This is a genomic window from Flavobacterium sp. SH_e (assembly GCF_025717045.1).
In the GTDB taxonomy this organism is placed as follows: Bacteria; Bacteroidota; Bacteroidia; order Flavobacteriales; family Flavobacteriaceae; genus Flavobacterium.
Map to the genome: position 1 here is coordinate 209,927 of NZ_JAOVZN010000003.1, position 16,696 is coordinate 226,622.

The following is a 16,696-nucleotide window of genomic DNA, read 5'->3' on the forward strand; positions in this document are numbered from 1 at the left end:
TAGCGCAAATTTTCTTGAGTTACGAGAGCGCGTGAGGGATAGAAGCTGGCTACCGAAGTAGCGCGGATAGCCCGACGCGATTTGAGAAAGGGGGCGAAATGTGCGGTTACAAAGATGCCCCCTTTTTCAAATTGGGTCACGCCCAAATATCATTTCTTAACTTCATATTTTTTTTCGCCACGAATTCACGAATTTGCTCTAATTATTCTTTACGTTTTATTTCTCTAATTTTTACCGAAAGCTTTAATTCGATTAATTTGACACAAAAATTGCGTATCGATTATAAAAAATAATTCGTGAATTCGTGACTATTTTTTAACCTCGTAAACTTTCAGATTTTTTTCTCCGAACATTTCATATAATTTGTTGATATCTTTCAATGCATTTTTTGGTAAATTTTCTGCTTTATTACCAAAAACATATAATTTCTCATAAGGTTCAATTACGCAAGTCGATTCGTCAATTTCGCCTTTATCGTTCTTTACTTTATTCAAATCTAAGTTTAAATACTTTGCCATAAATGGATACAAAGCCATACGTTTCGAGATTCCGAAATCATGTCCTTCTTTTGCAAAATGCGCGTTTTCTACTAAATCTTTCTTTCCGTACAATTCATACGTTCTTTGGATAAAAGGAAATTCCAATTCCGGAACCGCCAATGTCCAGTCTTTTCCATCCGAAACAATCAATTGCGGTTTTGGTGCCATCATCGCTGAGATTTCGGCATTATTTGTTCCGTTTCCGCAAAGGTGAATTCCACGACCGCTTTCGCATGGACAACCACCTGAAAAGTGTGAGGAAACCATCACGACCGGAGCTGAAACTTTTACTCTATCATCAATTGCTGCCAAAAACATCGTATGTGAACCTCCGCCAGAACCACCCGTAACGCCAACTCTCGACATATCAGCATTTTTTACGGTTGACAAATAATCCAATAAACGAATTCCTGTCAACAATTGGACTGTCGATGCAATACTATTTCTATGCGTTTCTTCAGGAAACTGCAATAACGATTCTCCCCAAGCAAATAAATCATACCCGACTACAATTGCGCCCATTTTTGCCATCATGGCACAACGGTATTGCTCGTCTTTTCTGTATCTTCCGTCTCCGAAATGCCCGTCTGGCGTGATAATTACAGCCGACTTTTTATTTAGCGGATACGGTTTGTAAATCGATCCTGTGGCATAAACTCCCGGAAGAATTTCCAAAGCAATATTTTCTACACTATAGTCTTTGTAAATTCTTTTTGGAGTCAAAAGTGGTTTAGACTTTGGTGTTGGGGGTGCCTTGTCTAAACCAAATGAGGTTATCATACAAGCTTTTAACTCCGTTTTGCGTTTCTCCCATTCTTCTTTGGTCGAATAAAGGCTTTCTAAATAAAACAAGCGTTCTTTTCCTTTATCTACCGAAACTTTATGGTTTTCATACTTGCGTATAATGTAGGTTCCATCGGGTTGTTTAAAATACATCAATTCAAACGGCGCCAAAATATTAGTCAGCGAAAGTGGCAGATTTCCCGGTTCAATTCTCCAATCGGCATAGTCCAGTTCTTTTCCTTTCAGTAATCCTCTGTCATCGCTGATGGTTACGTTAAAAATAGTCTCGATTTTTTTTAGCGTTTCTGATACTGGTTTTCTAAAATTAGTATCAGAAGTACTTTGCGCATTGGCAAATGTCAAAGCAAAAATGGAAACTAAGAAGATGTATTTTATTTTTTTCATTTTGATATAATTCAACGCATTTTTTGAATTGCCTCCTGCTTTAGCTGGAGGAAATAAATTGATTTTTTAAAATTGGCTTTAGCCGAACTTTCACATTTGGCTAAAGCCTTTTGACTTGTCTTATTTTGAACCTCCAGCTAAAGCTGGAGGCAATTGATTTTCTTGATTTTTTTTTTTCGAGTTTAATTACAACTCATAACTACAATTGACATTCTATTGTATAAATTCCCGATCCTAATTCTAAAACAGGCTTTTGTGCCTTTTCATCAAAACCTGCCCTAAATCTTTTACCATCCATTTTTATCTCTGAATTTTTAGCAACAGGCAATTTTACTGTTGCTGTTGTATTTACCGGAATCTGAACTGTCAAAATAAACTTGCCGTCTTTCTTTTCCCAAGAAGAAGCGATTTTTCCGTAAACCGATTGATAATCCGCTTTCGCGAAAGTCATATCGCCCACCACTTCTGGCTGAATAAAGAAATGTTTGAAACCCGGTTTTTCAGGATCTGATTTGATTCCGGCTAAACTTTGGTAAAACCATTCCTCGATTTGTCCTAACATAAAGTGATTCCACGAATTTCCTTTTCTCGGATCCCATTGTTCTGTTAAAGTGGTCAAGCCAAATTTAATCTGAAAACCATAACCCGGCGCATCGTAATGATTGTGCATTCTGTACATCGTTTCGTTTTCGCCGTTTTGCGCCAAAGTCTGGAATAAATAACGATTTCCAACATCACCCGTCGTCAAACGATCGCCTTTTTCTTTGATATCAGCTAATAGATTTTGCATTACTGCTTCCTTATACTGCGGTTCTACAATATTCATAAAAATCGGAACGGCATTGCTAAACTGACTATTGGTTCCATATTGTTTGGTTTCTTCGTTGAAAAACTCCTTATTGAAAGCCGTTTTAATCTCTGAAGCCAAAGCATTGTATTTTTCAAAATCTTCGGTTTTACCTAATAATTTCCCCGCTTTTGCCGTCAAATACGCTCCATAATAATAGTGAGAAGTAGCAGAAAGTGCAATTGGACTATTTTTAGAATATCCTGCAGCATGCGTTCCGTAATCGTACCAATCACCCAATCCATGCGAAACAATATTGTTTGTCGCTTTGGTTCCTAAATAATCGACATACTTTTTCATTACAGGAAAATATTTTTCTAATAATGAAGCATCTCCGTAATATTCATAATACATCCAAGGCAAAATCACGCCTGTAACGCCCCATTCTGGAGAATCGGTAAAATCACCTCCAAAAATGACATATTCAGGAACGATTGTGGGAATTAATCCGTTATCACGTTGTGAATCAGAAATGTTCTGCATCGTTGCAGGAAGGAAATTCTTCAAGTTGTAATTGAACATCAAACCTGGGCCATTCAGCTGAATTTCTTCCAACCAACCTAATTTTTCACGTTGTGGACAATCAGTAAAAACACTTTGAAAATTACTTTTAATCGAGTTGTTAATCAATTCGTGTGTTTTATTGAAAATCTCATTCGAACAGGCAAAACTTCCTGCCTCTCCAGCCGAATTATAAATGAAATTCGATTTTAAATCAACCAAAGTTGGAAGCTCTTTGTTTTTATCTTCTTTGTAATTAATATTTTCAATCTGAACATATTGATAACCATAGAAACTGAATTTTGGCGTCCATTCTTCAACTCCATCGCCTTTTAAAGTATAATCGTAGTAATATGGTTTTCCAGATCTTCCTTGCGCAATTGTACCTTCTTCATTTAATCCTTCTGCAACCCAGACACGAATCGTTTGTCCCCTTTTTCCTTTTACTTTGATGGTTGGAAATCCCGAAAGATTCTGTCCCATATCAAAAACGTAGAAATTGGGTTTCAGTTCTTTTACGGATTTCACTTCGTATTGTTTCTGAATCGTAACAGGCGGAGCAGTCTGTGGTCTTAAAACTCCTTTTGGTGCTTCCTGAATGACTACTTTTTTCCAATCTCTATCTTTGAAACCTTTTTTATTCCAATCCTTTTGTTCTAGGTTCGAATTGTAATCTTCTCCTCCAAAAATGCTGTTGTACGTAATCGGACTTTTACTGTATTTCCAAGTTCTATCTGACTTTACAATTTCTTCCGAACCATCATTGTATTTGATTTTCATCTTAAAGAATAAAGTCGGCGGACCAAAACTCACGAAGAATTTGGTATATCTTTCAGCCAAAGTATTGTACATTCCGTTTCCTAACAGAACGCCAATTACGTTATCACCTTTTTGAAAATCTTTGGCACTTAATTCGTAAACATTGTAGTTAACTGTTTTATCGTAATCTGTCCACAGAGGAGCAAATTGGCTGTTCCCAACTTTTTTACCATTGATAGTCAATTCGTAATGTCCTAAACCTGAAATATAAACAACGGCCTGTTTGACTTCTTTTTCTACTTCGAAAGGTTTGCGAAGCATGATACTTCTTCTGGAAAGAGAATCAGAAGCGTTGATAATCGAATCTTTCTTTTCTCTTTTATAAGTTGCACTATGAAAGTTTCTTCCTTCTGGCAAATGACTGTCGGCCTTTGTAATTGCTCCGATCCAAGTTGGATTTAAATCTGATTCTAACGGAGCGGTTCTGAAAGAAGCGTTTCTACTCCATTTTGATACTTTTCCATCTTGATTCCAAACTTTCACTTTCCAGAAATATTTGGTTTCGCTTTTTAATGGTTTTCCGTTGTAAACGATATGCAGGTTTTTGTCGGTATTTACTCTTCCGGTATTCCAAATGTCTCCATCGTCATTGTTTAGTTTTTCTTCTGAAGAAGCAACCAAAATAAGATAGGCTAACTGAGAAGCATCAGATTCTTTTGAAACCAACTGCCAACCCAATCTCGGCTTATTCTCCACAACTGCTAATGGGTTTTCAGCCATTTCTGTTGTTAAACGTACAGGCAGAATTTGTCCTTTAGTAACTACAGTTACTAGAAGACAAACGGATAATAATATGCTTTTAAAAAACTTCACTTTGTGTATTTTTTTTTCGCCACGAATTCACGAATTAACTCAAATTTTTACTTTGCGTTTAATTTCTCTAATTTTTTCTGCCACAGATTAAAGGATTAATTGGATTATAATCTGTGTTAATCATTTTAATCTGTAGCAAAAATTACGCAACGTTTATAAAACAATTCGTGAATTACTTCGTCTGTTCGCTATCGCTCGGGTCGTGGCTATTTCAACTTTTACAATTTTCTAGTAATCAACGATTCGATATTGAATACTGCTTCTGGGATTTGTTTTCCGGTTTGAGGCAGGTCATCGTAATCGTCTGTGTCCGGCGCTGTGTCCGGATTTGGAATATGTCTCTGCTCTCCCGTGCGGAACATAATTCGCTCAAAACCATCTGTTGGCGCATAAAATATCTTTGTTGATTCTTTTCCATCGTTTACTTTTATAGTGTACTGACGGTTTTTAGCATCTAATTTAACCGTAATTGTATAGGCTTTGTTTGCTTCGTATTTTGTAACCGAACTCAAACGCGCACCATTTTTTACCTTTAATTCTCCATCCGAATCAAAAATCAATCTTACAGAAGGCAGACCTTGTTTGTTTTGAAATTCAATTTGTAATAAACCATGATTATTTTGTTCTGGTTTTACGGTGAAAATAGCTTGCATTTTTGAAGCAAAAGGAATCACTCTTTCAGCACGAGAATAATCAAAATAATCCTGATCTCTTAACGTCAGCCATTTTTTGCCATCGGCTTTCTTTTCGATTTTTGTTGATGCCCAAGAAAGATCGTACGTATTCCATAATTTTAATTCTTGTCCGTCTGGAAGGTTATTAAAAACGTCATTTACATTTTCCTTTACAACAGAAGTTACTGGAACAGGAATTGATGCCACCCAAATATCTTCTTTGTTCATACTGTACCCAACCCAGATTTTTCCGTCTGGCGGAGTTCCATTTTTCTCTGTGATTCCGCGAACATACTGAGGACCTGCAGATTTGTAGTTTCCGCCATAACGCATCGGACTTACTTCGCCATGAACCAATAAAAGATCTTTATAATTCAATCCGTCGTCACTTGTAGAAATTGCCAAAGGCCAACGGTATTCTGACGGATTATAAAGCGTTGCATAACGATTGTCTGATGTTTTTTGTCCCCAAATTTTAGCATTGCTGTTTACAAATCCAGGAGCACGCAATGGCATATAATCCCAAGATTTTCCTCCATCTCTGCTGATGGATGTTAAAGCATGTTTCCATAATCCAACTACATTTCCGTTTGGTAAATGATAATAACTAAACGCTTTATATGGTTTCTGTAACGGAATCAATTCATCGTCACGATCGGCCTCTTCTACCCATTGCTGTAAAACCAATGGCTCTGATAAAATTTCTTCGCAGGCTTTTTTCAAACCTTTGTCTTTTGATGCTGTATAAAATGGAAATTTCGATTTTGATTTGTCCCAAGTTTTGTTATATCTGATGAAATAAATTTCACCAAAACTTCCGTCTTTCTTGATTTCACGAATGACACGTCCAATTCCTTTTCCGTCGTTTGGATCGTCTTTTTCATCCATTGCGATTCCGTAATACGCTAAAGCAAAAAGTCGGTTGTCTTTTGAGGTATAAAAGCCCATTCTCTGGTGCATAATAGCATCCAGATTTTTGGCAACGCCTTCAACTCCTTCTTTTTTCCATCCATCAGGAATTCTGTAAATTGGGAAAATCACTTCTGGTTTTGTCCACGTTACTCCGTCTTTAGAAGTCATTAATAAAGTCTGACTTGGCGGAATATGTTCACCTGAAGGATCGCTTAAATAATGCAGATAAAAGGTATTGTTCCAATATGCCATCATCGGCTGGTGGTTGTATGTCCATCCAAAACCATCTGCTTTTTCTGGATGTTCACGGCTGGCACGCATGATTTGTGTCGCGTGAACTCCAACCGCTGGACTCAACTGTCCGTGATGGTAATCGATGTTGGAAAGTGTTTTGCCAACATAACGCACCGTGTCGTTTTGGGCATTTACAACCGTACAAGCCAAAAGAATTGTGGCTGTTATAATGTTGTTTTTTATGTTTTGGAAAGTAATCATTTTATATTTTTTAATTCCTGATTAAAGAGGCTGCCTTAATAGAGTAATTCTCTTTTTGCAAGCTTCGGAGAAGCGAAATATTTATAGCAACAAATAAATGTTACCATATAAAGCTCCAGAGGAGTGACATATTTTTTTTTCATAATTTATAATATATATCGCTCCTCTGGAGCTTTTTTCGTATTCCTAATTGAAATTCTATAAATATTTTACCCCTCCGGGGCTTTTGCTGATAAAAATAATTTTAAAATATTCTATTCAGACAAAAGAGCCTTTTGAGGATATTTTTTTATTTTTTATCAATTAATCCTTTTAAAACGTCTGCTGAAATTGTTGTAATCGTTCCGTGTTTATGTCCTTCGGGAAGGCTTATTTTGGAGGATACATCTTCAAAATGAACAAAATCTGTTGTGCTTAACGCTTTGTAATTTTTTGAACCGTAATTATCATAATACAACAGCCAATTTTTACCGACTTTCACTACTGTTGGCCCTTCGGATAAATATTCGGTTAAAGGCTCTGAACTCTTCTCAAACGGTCCTAAAGGCGATTTTCCGAAAGCTACTTTTATGTTTCTCATTGGTCTTGTATTGTCTTTCAAAACTAAAACATAGTCTTTCTTTCCTTTTTTGACAATCACACAATCAATTACACTAAAACCTGGATCGTAATATAATTTTGTATCTGAAAAAGTTTTGAAATCTTTAGTCGTTACATAATACATTCTGTGGTTGTTTTTCTCGTCTTCTACTCCTTTTTCAAATCGGAACGGAATTGTAGATGCCCAGATAATTATGTATTCCTTTTTCACATCATCATAAAAAATCTCAGGCGCCCAAACGTTTACAACTTCTGGTTCGTTTTTCATTACGGGAATATATTGCTGTTCTGACCAATGAATTAAGTCTTTTGAACTTGCGTAGCCAAAACCATTTCCGCCTTTCCAGTCGGTTGTCCAAACCATGTGATACGTTCCGTCTGCTCCAATTGTGATTGACGGATCACGCATAATTTTACTGGCTCCGATTTCTGGTTTCAAAAATGATCCTTCTAATCCTTTCCAATTGTAACCGTCTTCGCTGTACGCCAAATATAAACCTTCTGTTGCGGGTTCTCTAAACGACGTAAAAAGATATAAATCTTTCTTTTTCTGTGAATAACTCACAGCAAAAAGCGAAAGGGTTACTATGATGAATATTTTTTTCATGTCTTGTTTTTCTTTCCTGCAAGGTTTCCAAAACCTTGTAGGTATATTTTATGTTTAATTCAGAATCCTAACTGATTGCAAAAAAGCCTAATCTTTCTCTTTAGCCCCGATTGTAGTGGAAATCCTTTTGTACTGGGGTTCAGTACAAAAGATTGTAACGGAAAGCGGGACGATGCTTCCAAAAATGCCTAATGTTTCTGCTTCTAATTATTAATACCTAACAGGTTTTAAAAACCTGTTAGGATACGTCTAACTAATTATTCTGTAATTGCTTTTTTATCTAAATCTTTTCCTTTTTTGATTGCTGTTGTTACGTTATGGAACACATTATTTTTCAGAAAAATATTTTTGGTGTCTTTTCCATTGACTTCGATAAAAATATCGGTTGGATTGAATGGAAAGTTATTGTTGATCAATGCATTTGAAACGTTATCTAATTTAATAACTGGAACTCCTTTTATCGCTGTTGAAGATCCAACGTTGTCTAAAATGACATTTTTTGAATCTGAGATTTTGAACGACGAACCAACGGTTGCGTTTACTTTTACATCGTGAAATTCAACATCTGTTGCTGTGCTTACGGTAAAACCTTCTTTTCCATCCATATTGATGTTCGAGAAAGTGATATTTTGAATTGGCATTTCGGTGATTCCTAAAATTTGTCCGGCTTTGTTTACGTTTGAAGCCGTAATATTGCTCATGTGAATGTTTCTGAAAATCGGTGTTTTCTCAGTTACTGGTTCAACCGTAGTTCCTTTATCGTAGAAAAGACTCAAAACGATGGCTTCTTCTTTGATGTTTTTCATGACAATATTATCGACACGAATATCTTCTACAACTCCGCCTCTTCCGCGAGCCGATTTGATACGGATTCCGCGATCTGTTCCGTCAAAAACACAGTTGGAAATCGTGATTTTTTTGATTCCGCCTGACATTTCGCTTCCTATAACCACTCCGCCGTGACCACTTAACATGGTGCAGTTTGTAATGGTTACATTTTCTGTTGCTTTTCCGTATTTACGTCCGTCGCCGTCTCTTCCTGATTTGATTGTAATACAGTCGTCGCCAACGCTGATATGGCAATTTGAAATATGAACATTGGTACAAGAAGAAGGATTGATTCCGTCTGTATTTGGCGAATGTGGATTGAAAATAGAAATTCCTGTAACAGTAACATTATCACAAAATTCAGGATTGATGGTCCAAAAAGGCGAGTTTTGAAACGTAACACCTTCAATTAGAATGTTTTTGCAGTTGTAAGCTTGAAAGAAAGAGGGTCTGAAAAATTTCTTATCTACTGTTCTTTTATAATAAGGTTCTGTGTAAAGTCCTTTATTTTGCTCTTCCCACATGGTTTGGTATTTGGTTGGAGGAAGTGGTTCTTTTGCTGTTTCGATTCGGTACACTTCGTTCCACCATGCTTTTCCTTGTCCGTCGATTACGCCTCTTCCTGTGATGGTGATGTTTTCAACGTCTTTAGCATAAAATAAGGGTTGAAAACTTTTCATTACAATTCCTTCGTAACGCATTTCTACATAAGGAAGAAAATCATCGAAATTCTCTGAAAACTTTAAAAGTGCTCCAGAATCTAAGTGAATTATAATGTTGCTTTTTAGTGTTAAAGCTCCCGTTAAATATTCTCCCGCAGGGAAAAAAATGGTTCCTCCACCGTTTTTAGATGCCTTTTCAATAGCATTCTGAATGGCTTGCGTGCATTTTATTCCTTTGTTGTTCCCACCTTCTTTTAGGATGTTTATCCAACCGTCTTGTGCAAAAGTGGTGTTTAATCCGGTTATGAAGCAGAGTATTATTAGTATGTTTTTCATAGTTTATTTTTTTTGTTCTCTCGCAGATTTGGCAGATTGTTCAGATTTATTTTTTGCCACTGATTTAACAGATTAAAATGATTTTTATCTGCTTGATCTGCAAAATCTGCGAGAGTATTATATTCTCATTTTTTGTCATTTCGACGAAGGAGAAATCTTCGTTAGTAATTCCATAAAGTAATTCTCCAATCTTTGTCGATTCTCGAGTGTGATTCCTCGTTCCTCGGAATGACAAACTATGTGGTTACTTTGACTTCAAAATCAAAACCCAGTCATTGCCATCTTCTTTTTTGCCTTCTGGTTGAAAATTTTGAGTTCCTTTATTATCAAATGTTCCGATTTTAGTTTTCTTTCCATTTCTTGGATTGTACCAACTTGCCTCGAATTTATCGCCTGCAATTTTTCCTAGTTTTGCTTCAATTATTCTTCCGTTGTAGGTATATAATAAAACGTATTTTTCTCCTCTTATGGCTGGAATATAATCGTATTTCTCGCCTTGGTTTACCACTAAAGAAACATCTGGAACTCCTTCTAAAAACGGAAACTCTTCCATTAATTTTTTGATGTAAACCATTTGTTTTGCTCCAGGCGCATTAATGGCTGATGTCCATAATTCTTTGTTTCCGTATGCTGGTTTATCACCTTTTCTGAACATTTGCATTACGGCGTTGTGTCCGTATGTATAACCTGCACCACCTGAAAGTACTGACCAATATCCGTAACGACGAACATCGTTTGCTGTCCATTTTGGCTGTAAAGTGTCGTGTAAACCGTGTGGAATTCCTTCGTAAGATGGTTCTCCATCAAGTGTAGGTTTTGTTGGTTTTAATTCGAAATCTCTTAAAACAAACTTGTAATTATCTTCTTTGAAATTCGTTTTTACCGAATCCTGATCGTATCTTCTGTGTCCTGATTGGAACATATTGAAATCCAGCCATTTTTCGTTATGAAAATTCTCTGAAGAATCGGTTCTTCCAAAAGGGTGGAAAGTTACTAACTGGTTTGGATTGTTGGTTTTTAAAGTATTCCCGATGGCGTTCCAGATATCTTGAAATTCATTTCCGTGTGTGTCTCCACCGTTTAACCAAATTACATTAGTTCTGTTTTTATATCGATTAGCCAAGAACTGAGCGTATTCTGTCGCCTGTTCTTTGCTTACTTTATTTCCTTTTGAAACATTTGTTCCCCAAACCGGAACCATTGCAACGTAAATTCCGTTTTTTTGAGCTACGTCTAACGTATAATCCACATGATCCCAATAATCGTATTGTTTTGGATCTTTGAAATCATTTCCAGCCGTAATTAACGGTTTTGAAACGTCTTCATTTATTAAAGCAGCATCGCCGTAAACGTTAACGGCATTGATGTTGTGTAAAACCATTACTTGAACAACATTGAATCCTTTGTCTTTTCTGTCTTTAAAATATTTGTCAATTCCTGCTCTATCCAACTTTCCGAATGCCAGCCAGCCTGTGTCTCCAAGCCAGAAAAATGGTTTTTCGTTTTCGGTAACAAAATAATGCTGATTTTTAGATACTTTGATTTCAGGCAGTGATGCTTTTGTTTTGGCAGATTGCGAAAATCCGCTTTGTGCTGTCAACATAAAGCTTATACAAAGAGCGTATAAAGATTTAATTTTCAGATTCATTTTGGGTTGTTTTTGAATTTATGTTTTTTGTTTTTTAGCCACGAATTCACGAATTATTTTTTTTATAATCTTTGTGTTTTTTATTTCACGAAGATTTAATTTGTGTAATTAATCAGATTTAATTCTTCTCAAAATTAATTCGTGAATTTGTGGCTATTAAAACTTTTATTTTCTAACTACAAAAAGCACTTTTTCTTTTATTTCGGCTTGTGGAATTGTCACTTGTTTTCCTCCGCTGATGTTGGCTTTTTTCGTTATATTTCCTGTCGAAGCATTGATTGCAAATACTTCAAATGTTCCTTTTTCGTTTGCTAAATCGATGGTAATATCCTGATCGTTTTTCAAGTAAAAAAGATAGCTTTTTCCTTTATTTTCCAGTTTCCAAAGATTGTCTGAAAACGTATTTCCGTCAACTAATTTCATTTCGCTTAAAGCGGAATAAAACTGAGGCAATTCGATTTTCGGAATGTTTGGCAATGAAGCTCCTGCCATTAAAGCCGGCCATCCGAATCTTGAAGAACCGTCTGTTGAATATAAAATGACTTTTTCAGGATATTTTTCTCTGTATTCACGAACGGCACGATATACTTGATTATCGGTTTCTTTTCCTGTTTTCAGTTTTCTCGCGTGTTGTCTTGGTGCTAAGTTTACGCCTCCTTGTGGAGCGTAAGCTGAACCGTCTTCTTTGTAATACCAATAACGAATGTCGATTACATCAACGGTTTTATTTCTTTTAGCATCATTTAAAATAGCATCTTGAACATCTTTTGTAGCACTTAAACCAATTAAACCTTTTTTGCCTGTTTCGTCTTTCCACTTTTGGGCTTGGTCCAACCAAAATTCCATAAAGTGTAATGGCCCTGTATATTCGGCACTTGTCAGCTGAATTACGTTGCTGTTTTCTTGAAAGTTTTCAAATGATTTTCTTATGAAACCTTCGTGTAATTTTCTTCTTTGAGCATTGGTAATATCGTAAAACTGCTCCGCCATGAAAATGCGTTTGTCTCCTGCGTACGGCGGTGGCTCAGGAAATCCTGTACTGTTGATATTATTTGCTGAACGCCAAGGTGAACTTGCCCAGTGCGCTCCAGCTTCTAAAATATTATGCTGAAAATATTGCTGATTGATTAACAATTGTCCGTTTGGTTCTGCCAATGTTGCGAACTGCGCTAAACGGCTCCAGTACCAATCATTGAATTTTGTTAAATCATATTTACTCAAATGATCCCAAGCAAAATCTTTTCCGCTTCTTGCGAAAGGCTGTTCGTAAAATGGAGGCCAAACATCATCATCAATTCGGCGCACACGTTCATGATCGTCCATCCTTCTGTCGTACCATAAACCGTAATTATGTTCTAAGGAAACGATATTATTTTTAGTCAAATAATCTACAGTTTCCTGTACTTTATCTGTTAATCCGTTTCCTGTTCTTCCTGGAACGAAACGTGTGATATGTGGTGTAGATTTATTTACGAAATCATCACTTAAATCACCTCTCCACCATGCTACGTTGGTTTGTTTTCCTGCAATTACTTTTCCTTCAAAACTTAACCAGCCATTTTCTGTTGTTACTTTTGAAGTCGATTTTTCTGTTTTATTCGGAACAACTTTTAAATCGTTCGCATTTTTTAAACCTTTACTATCTGTATTTATCGGATTTGCTTTTGAAGCTTCTACAATTAACTCCTGTAGACTTTTTGCGGTTGTTGTTGAATTTTTAGTTAATTCTGCAGCTACTTCTATACTCGGACTTGAAGAAGCTTCTGAACCTAAATCATAAATAAAAGCCTGAACCGGAAGTTTTCCTAATCTGGCTTCTAGTTGTGTGTAGAATAAACTTCTTGGACTGATATGTTCGTTTACGTTTTTCCAATGTCCGTTTCCTCCAAATTGTCCCCAAACTCCAAAAGCCCAATTTTGCGCTGTTGGCGGACTGTAACATTCTACTTTTGATGCCGATGATTCCCAGATTACAGAATTAGCTGCTGTCCATCCAGCGCCTCTTCCGCCTTGTTCTCTGTTTTTATAACTTAAAGGTTTTCCATCGATGTTTACAATGTCAAATAAAACTCCAGTTGCCCAGCTTCCAATTGCTCCGCTATTTTCGAATGGCAAATGTGATTCGCATTGTACAAACGCATTTGGGCCTGTTGTTCCAAATCCACCAACGGCGAAATCATGATATCCAAATTCTGAATAACAGCGTTGAAATAAAGTCTGCTGACCTTCTGTATAAAAAGTATGTCTTCTAAATGAAGCAATCTCTGAAATCGGTTCAGTTGCAATACAATCTTCAACCGTAACTTGCTGACTTGTTTTTAAAACCGTAACGGCTCCGCCTGCAAAGTGTTTGAAATTCACTTGTTTTACCCAGGCATTTCTAGTGTTTTCAATACTGATTGCCTGCCAACGGTGTTCTTCGTCTTTTAAGTTTGAAGGATTGTAAGTTGATTTTAGTAAGATATTTTCAATTCCGATATGTTCAATTCTTCCCGCCCATGAATAAACCGTTACTTTTGAAGTTCCGAAAACATCATCCAAAAACATTGTAATTGGTGCATTTACGGTTACTTCGTTTCCGTTGGTTTTAGTTACAACACGATTCCATGTTGTTGTCCAGTCTCCTTTTTTCCATCCAATCCAAGAAGTCTCTCCACCGAAATCCTGCATGTTTACTTCTTTAATGAAATTATCTGTTAAAGGTTTACTGATTTCGATTTCGTCTCCAACTTTTAATTTTGCTGTATTTTTTAATTGGATTTTCTGAGTTCCAAGTGGCGTGTAAACATTCGCGAATTCAAATGAATCTTTATACACTTTATCTTTTTCTCCCAAAATTCTAATTAAAGCTTCTCTTTCCAATCCAGTTCCTAAAAGTATAGTTCCGTTTTCAGTATTTCCGCTTCCTCTTAAAACTACTCCTGATTTTCTGATGTATAAAGTTCCGCTGATTTTGAAAGTTCCTTTGTCCAACAAAACCGCTCCACGAAAACCCGATTTATCTGGTTTTAATGCGCTTACATAATCTATTGCATTTTGGATTTTCTTCGTTGCATCTTCTTCTTGTTGAGAAACAAAAATTTTGTTGTCTAGATTCGGAAGCGCAACTTCTGAATTTCTGTATCCTGCAAAAGAAAAATCAGGGATTTGATTTCCTTGACTATCTGTGTTGAAAGAAAGTTTTCCTTCTTTGGTTTTAACAATGTCTGGAAAATTGTTTTGGGCTGTGATGTTACCAGATATAAACATAGTAAAACACATTATCACTAATGTGTTTTTGAAGGAAGGAATTATATTTTGTTTAATGAAATTCACTTTTAGTATATTTTTCAATTTTCTAAAGTTAAGCATTTCCACAATCTTGTCATTTCGACGAAGGAGAAATCTCACGCGGGATTTACGCACTGTTGTGGAGTTTCAAGTGTGATTCCTCTTTCCTCGGAATGACAAACTTTGGGTGTATACTTTATGCTGAATTATTGCAATAATGATTTCAACTTAGCCAAAGTATCCGTATTATTTTCCGTTTTTGTCCAATCAGTTTTACTTGTTGGATCGATTCCGTTAAAATACTTTTCAATGTTTGTATAACCGTCTCCGTTTGCGTCCATATTTGCATCTGAAGCATCATTAGGATTTAAACCAAATTTCTTTTCCCAAGCATCAGGAATTCCGTCATTGTCTGAATCTTTATAGGCTTTCCCTTTGTAAGTTGGATAACCTCCCACTTGGTCGGGATGCGTTATAATTCCTTTTTTATAAGAATCAGCCGGTAATCTTCTTTTGATATATTCTTTTCCGATTGAATTTTCTAAACCGTCTTTAACTTCAATTTTTCCTGTTCTAACTTGTTTTAGAATTCTTTCGTCAACAGCATCTCTTTTTGGGATTGTAGCTCCAACATTTGTTAAAACATATTCATAAGCTTCTTCTGCCGACATAATATTAAATTTTGGCATTGAGAAAGGTTTTGGCTGTTTGATTGCTGCTAAAAATTCCTTTGTTTCAGCTTCAGGAAGATTTTCCAATTGTACACCGCCATTCCAGTTATCTGCTGTAACTTCTGGAGAACCTACAATGAAGTTTCCTGAAACGTAAGCTCTTCCGTATTGTTTTGGCTCAATATAACCTGATTCTGGTTTTACAATTCTATATGCAATAGGTTCATTTGCAGGTGTTATTGGTCCAGGTTTGAAATAATTGTTGATGATGTTCAACATCGAACGATAATCACCTCCGTCTAGCGTACGATTCCACCAATTGAATACTACATTATTCACAAAATTAAAGTCGCCATACATTCCGATAGAAGCGTTTCTAGAAATGTTATCTGCCCATAAATTGCGCATAAAAGTACTGTTTAATCCGCCGATTGTACTTCCGAAAGCGTGATTGTACGTATCTAAACCTTCTGATGAAATAGTGTTTTGAATCGTGATATTACAAGCTGGAAGTTTTTCTAATTTTGACTTAGCATTTGCTGCAAATTGGTGTCTGTATAAAGAAATATTTTCGTCTAATCCCCAACTTACAGAACAGTGATCTACAATGATATTTCCCATTGGATTTCCTCCAAGCGCATCATCTCTTCTGGTTACTTCGGTTGCACCACGTCTAAAACGCATATGGCGAATAATAACGTCGTGTGTATCTATTTCTAAAGTTTCTCCAGCGATACAGATTCCGTCACCCGGAGCGGTTTGTCCAGCAATGGTTACGTAAGGCGCGCGCATGCTGATTCTTTTCTTCAATTGAATAATTCCCGAAACGTTGAAAACAATTGTTCTCGCTCCAACCGCTTCGCAGGCTTCACGAAAAGTTCCTTTTCCACTATCTTCTAAACTTGTCACGACAAATATTTTTCCGCCACGTCCGCCTTGTGTATATGCTCCACCGCCTTCAGCACCTGGAAAAGCAGGAATATCAGCAAAAACAAAATCTTTTGGATACGAAGCCCAAGGTAAATATGGTTTTCCTTGTTTTGCTTCTTCTTTGATTATATGCAGATTAGCATTCCAGATTTCGCTCAGCCTTTTTTCTTCGTCAGCTAAAACAGCATCGGCTTTTGCTTGAACATCTTTTGGAATTACGGGATATTGGGCATATGCCGACGAAACAAGAGAACAAAATGAAAAAGCCATCAATGTTCTCTTTAAAGTGCGGTTGGGAAAAATATTTTGCATTTTATTGTGTGGTCTAGTTAATAGTTTTTGGTGTAAAGTGTAAG

8 protein-coding genes are annotated in these 16,696 nt (G+C 36.4%); all 8 read right to left on the reverse strand.

What is annotated here, in order from left to right:
• Positions 1 to 308: 308 nt before the first annotated feature.
• A complete protein-coding gene (locus OD917_RS05960; protein ID WP_263522636.1) occupies positions 309 to 1,727 on the reverse strand; it encodes an acetylxylan esterase in 1,419 nt (472 codons plus the stop codon).
• A gap of 199 nt (positions 1,728 to 1,926) precedes the next feature.
• A complete protein-coding gene (locus OD917_RS05965; protein ID WP_263522637.1) occupies positions 1,927 to 4,707 on the reverse strand; it encodes a glycoside hydrolase family 78 protein in 2,781 nt (926 codons plus the stop codon).
• Between the two features lie 218 nt (positions 4,708 to 4,925).
• Positions 4,926 to 6,788, reverse strand: coding sequence for an exo-alpha-sialidase (locus tag OD917_RS05970; RefSeq protein WP_263522638.1), 1,863 nt, complete (start codon positions 6,786 to 6,788; stop codon positions 4,926 to 4,928).
• Between the two features lie 289 nt (positions 6,789 to 7,077).
• Positions 7,078 to 7,995, reverse strand: coding sequence for a glycoside hydrolase family 43 protein (locus OD917_RS05975; protein WP_263522639.1), 918 nt, complete (start codon positions 7,993 to 7,995; stop codon positions 7,078 to 7,080).
• 257 nt (positions 7,996 to 8,252) lie between these two features.
• Entirely contained in the window at positions 8,253 to 9,821 is a 1,569-nt protein-coding gene (locus tag OD917_RS05980; protein WP_263522640.1) for a glycoside hydrolase family 28 protein, read from the reverse strand.
• Between the two features lie 244 nt (positions 9,822 to 10,065).
• Positions 10,066 to 11,469 carry a glycoside hydrolase family 140 protein gene (locus OD917_RS05985; protein ID WP_263522641.1) on the reverse strand — a complete coding sequence of 468 codons (1,404 nt, stop codon included), beginning with the start codon at positions 11,467 to 11,469 and terminating at the stop codon, positions 10,066 to 10,068.
• 165 nt (positions 11,470 to 11,634) lie between these two features.
• Positions 11,635 to 14,802 carry a DUF6298 domain-containing protein gene (locus OD917_RS05990; protein ID WP_263522642.1) on the reverse strand — a complete coding sequence of 1,056 codons (3,168 nt, stop codon included), beginning with the start codon at positions 14,800 to 14,802 and terminating at the stop codon, positions 11,635 to 11,637.
• A 143-nt stretch (positions 14,803 to 14,945) separates the two neighbouring features.
• Positions 14,946 to 16,652, reverse strand: a complete 1,707-nt coding sequence (locus tag OD917_RS05995; RefSeq protein ID WP_263522643.1) for a polysaccharide lyase — start codon at positions 16,650 to 16,652, stop codon at positions 14,946 to 14,948.
• Positions 16,653 to 16,696: the final 44 nt, after the last annotated feature.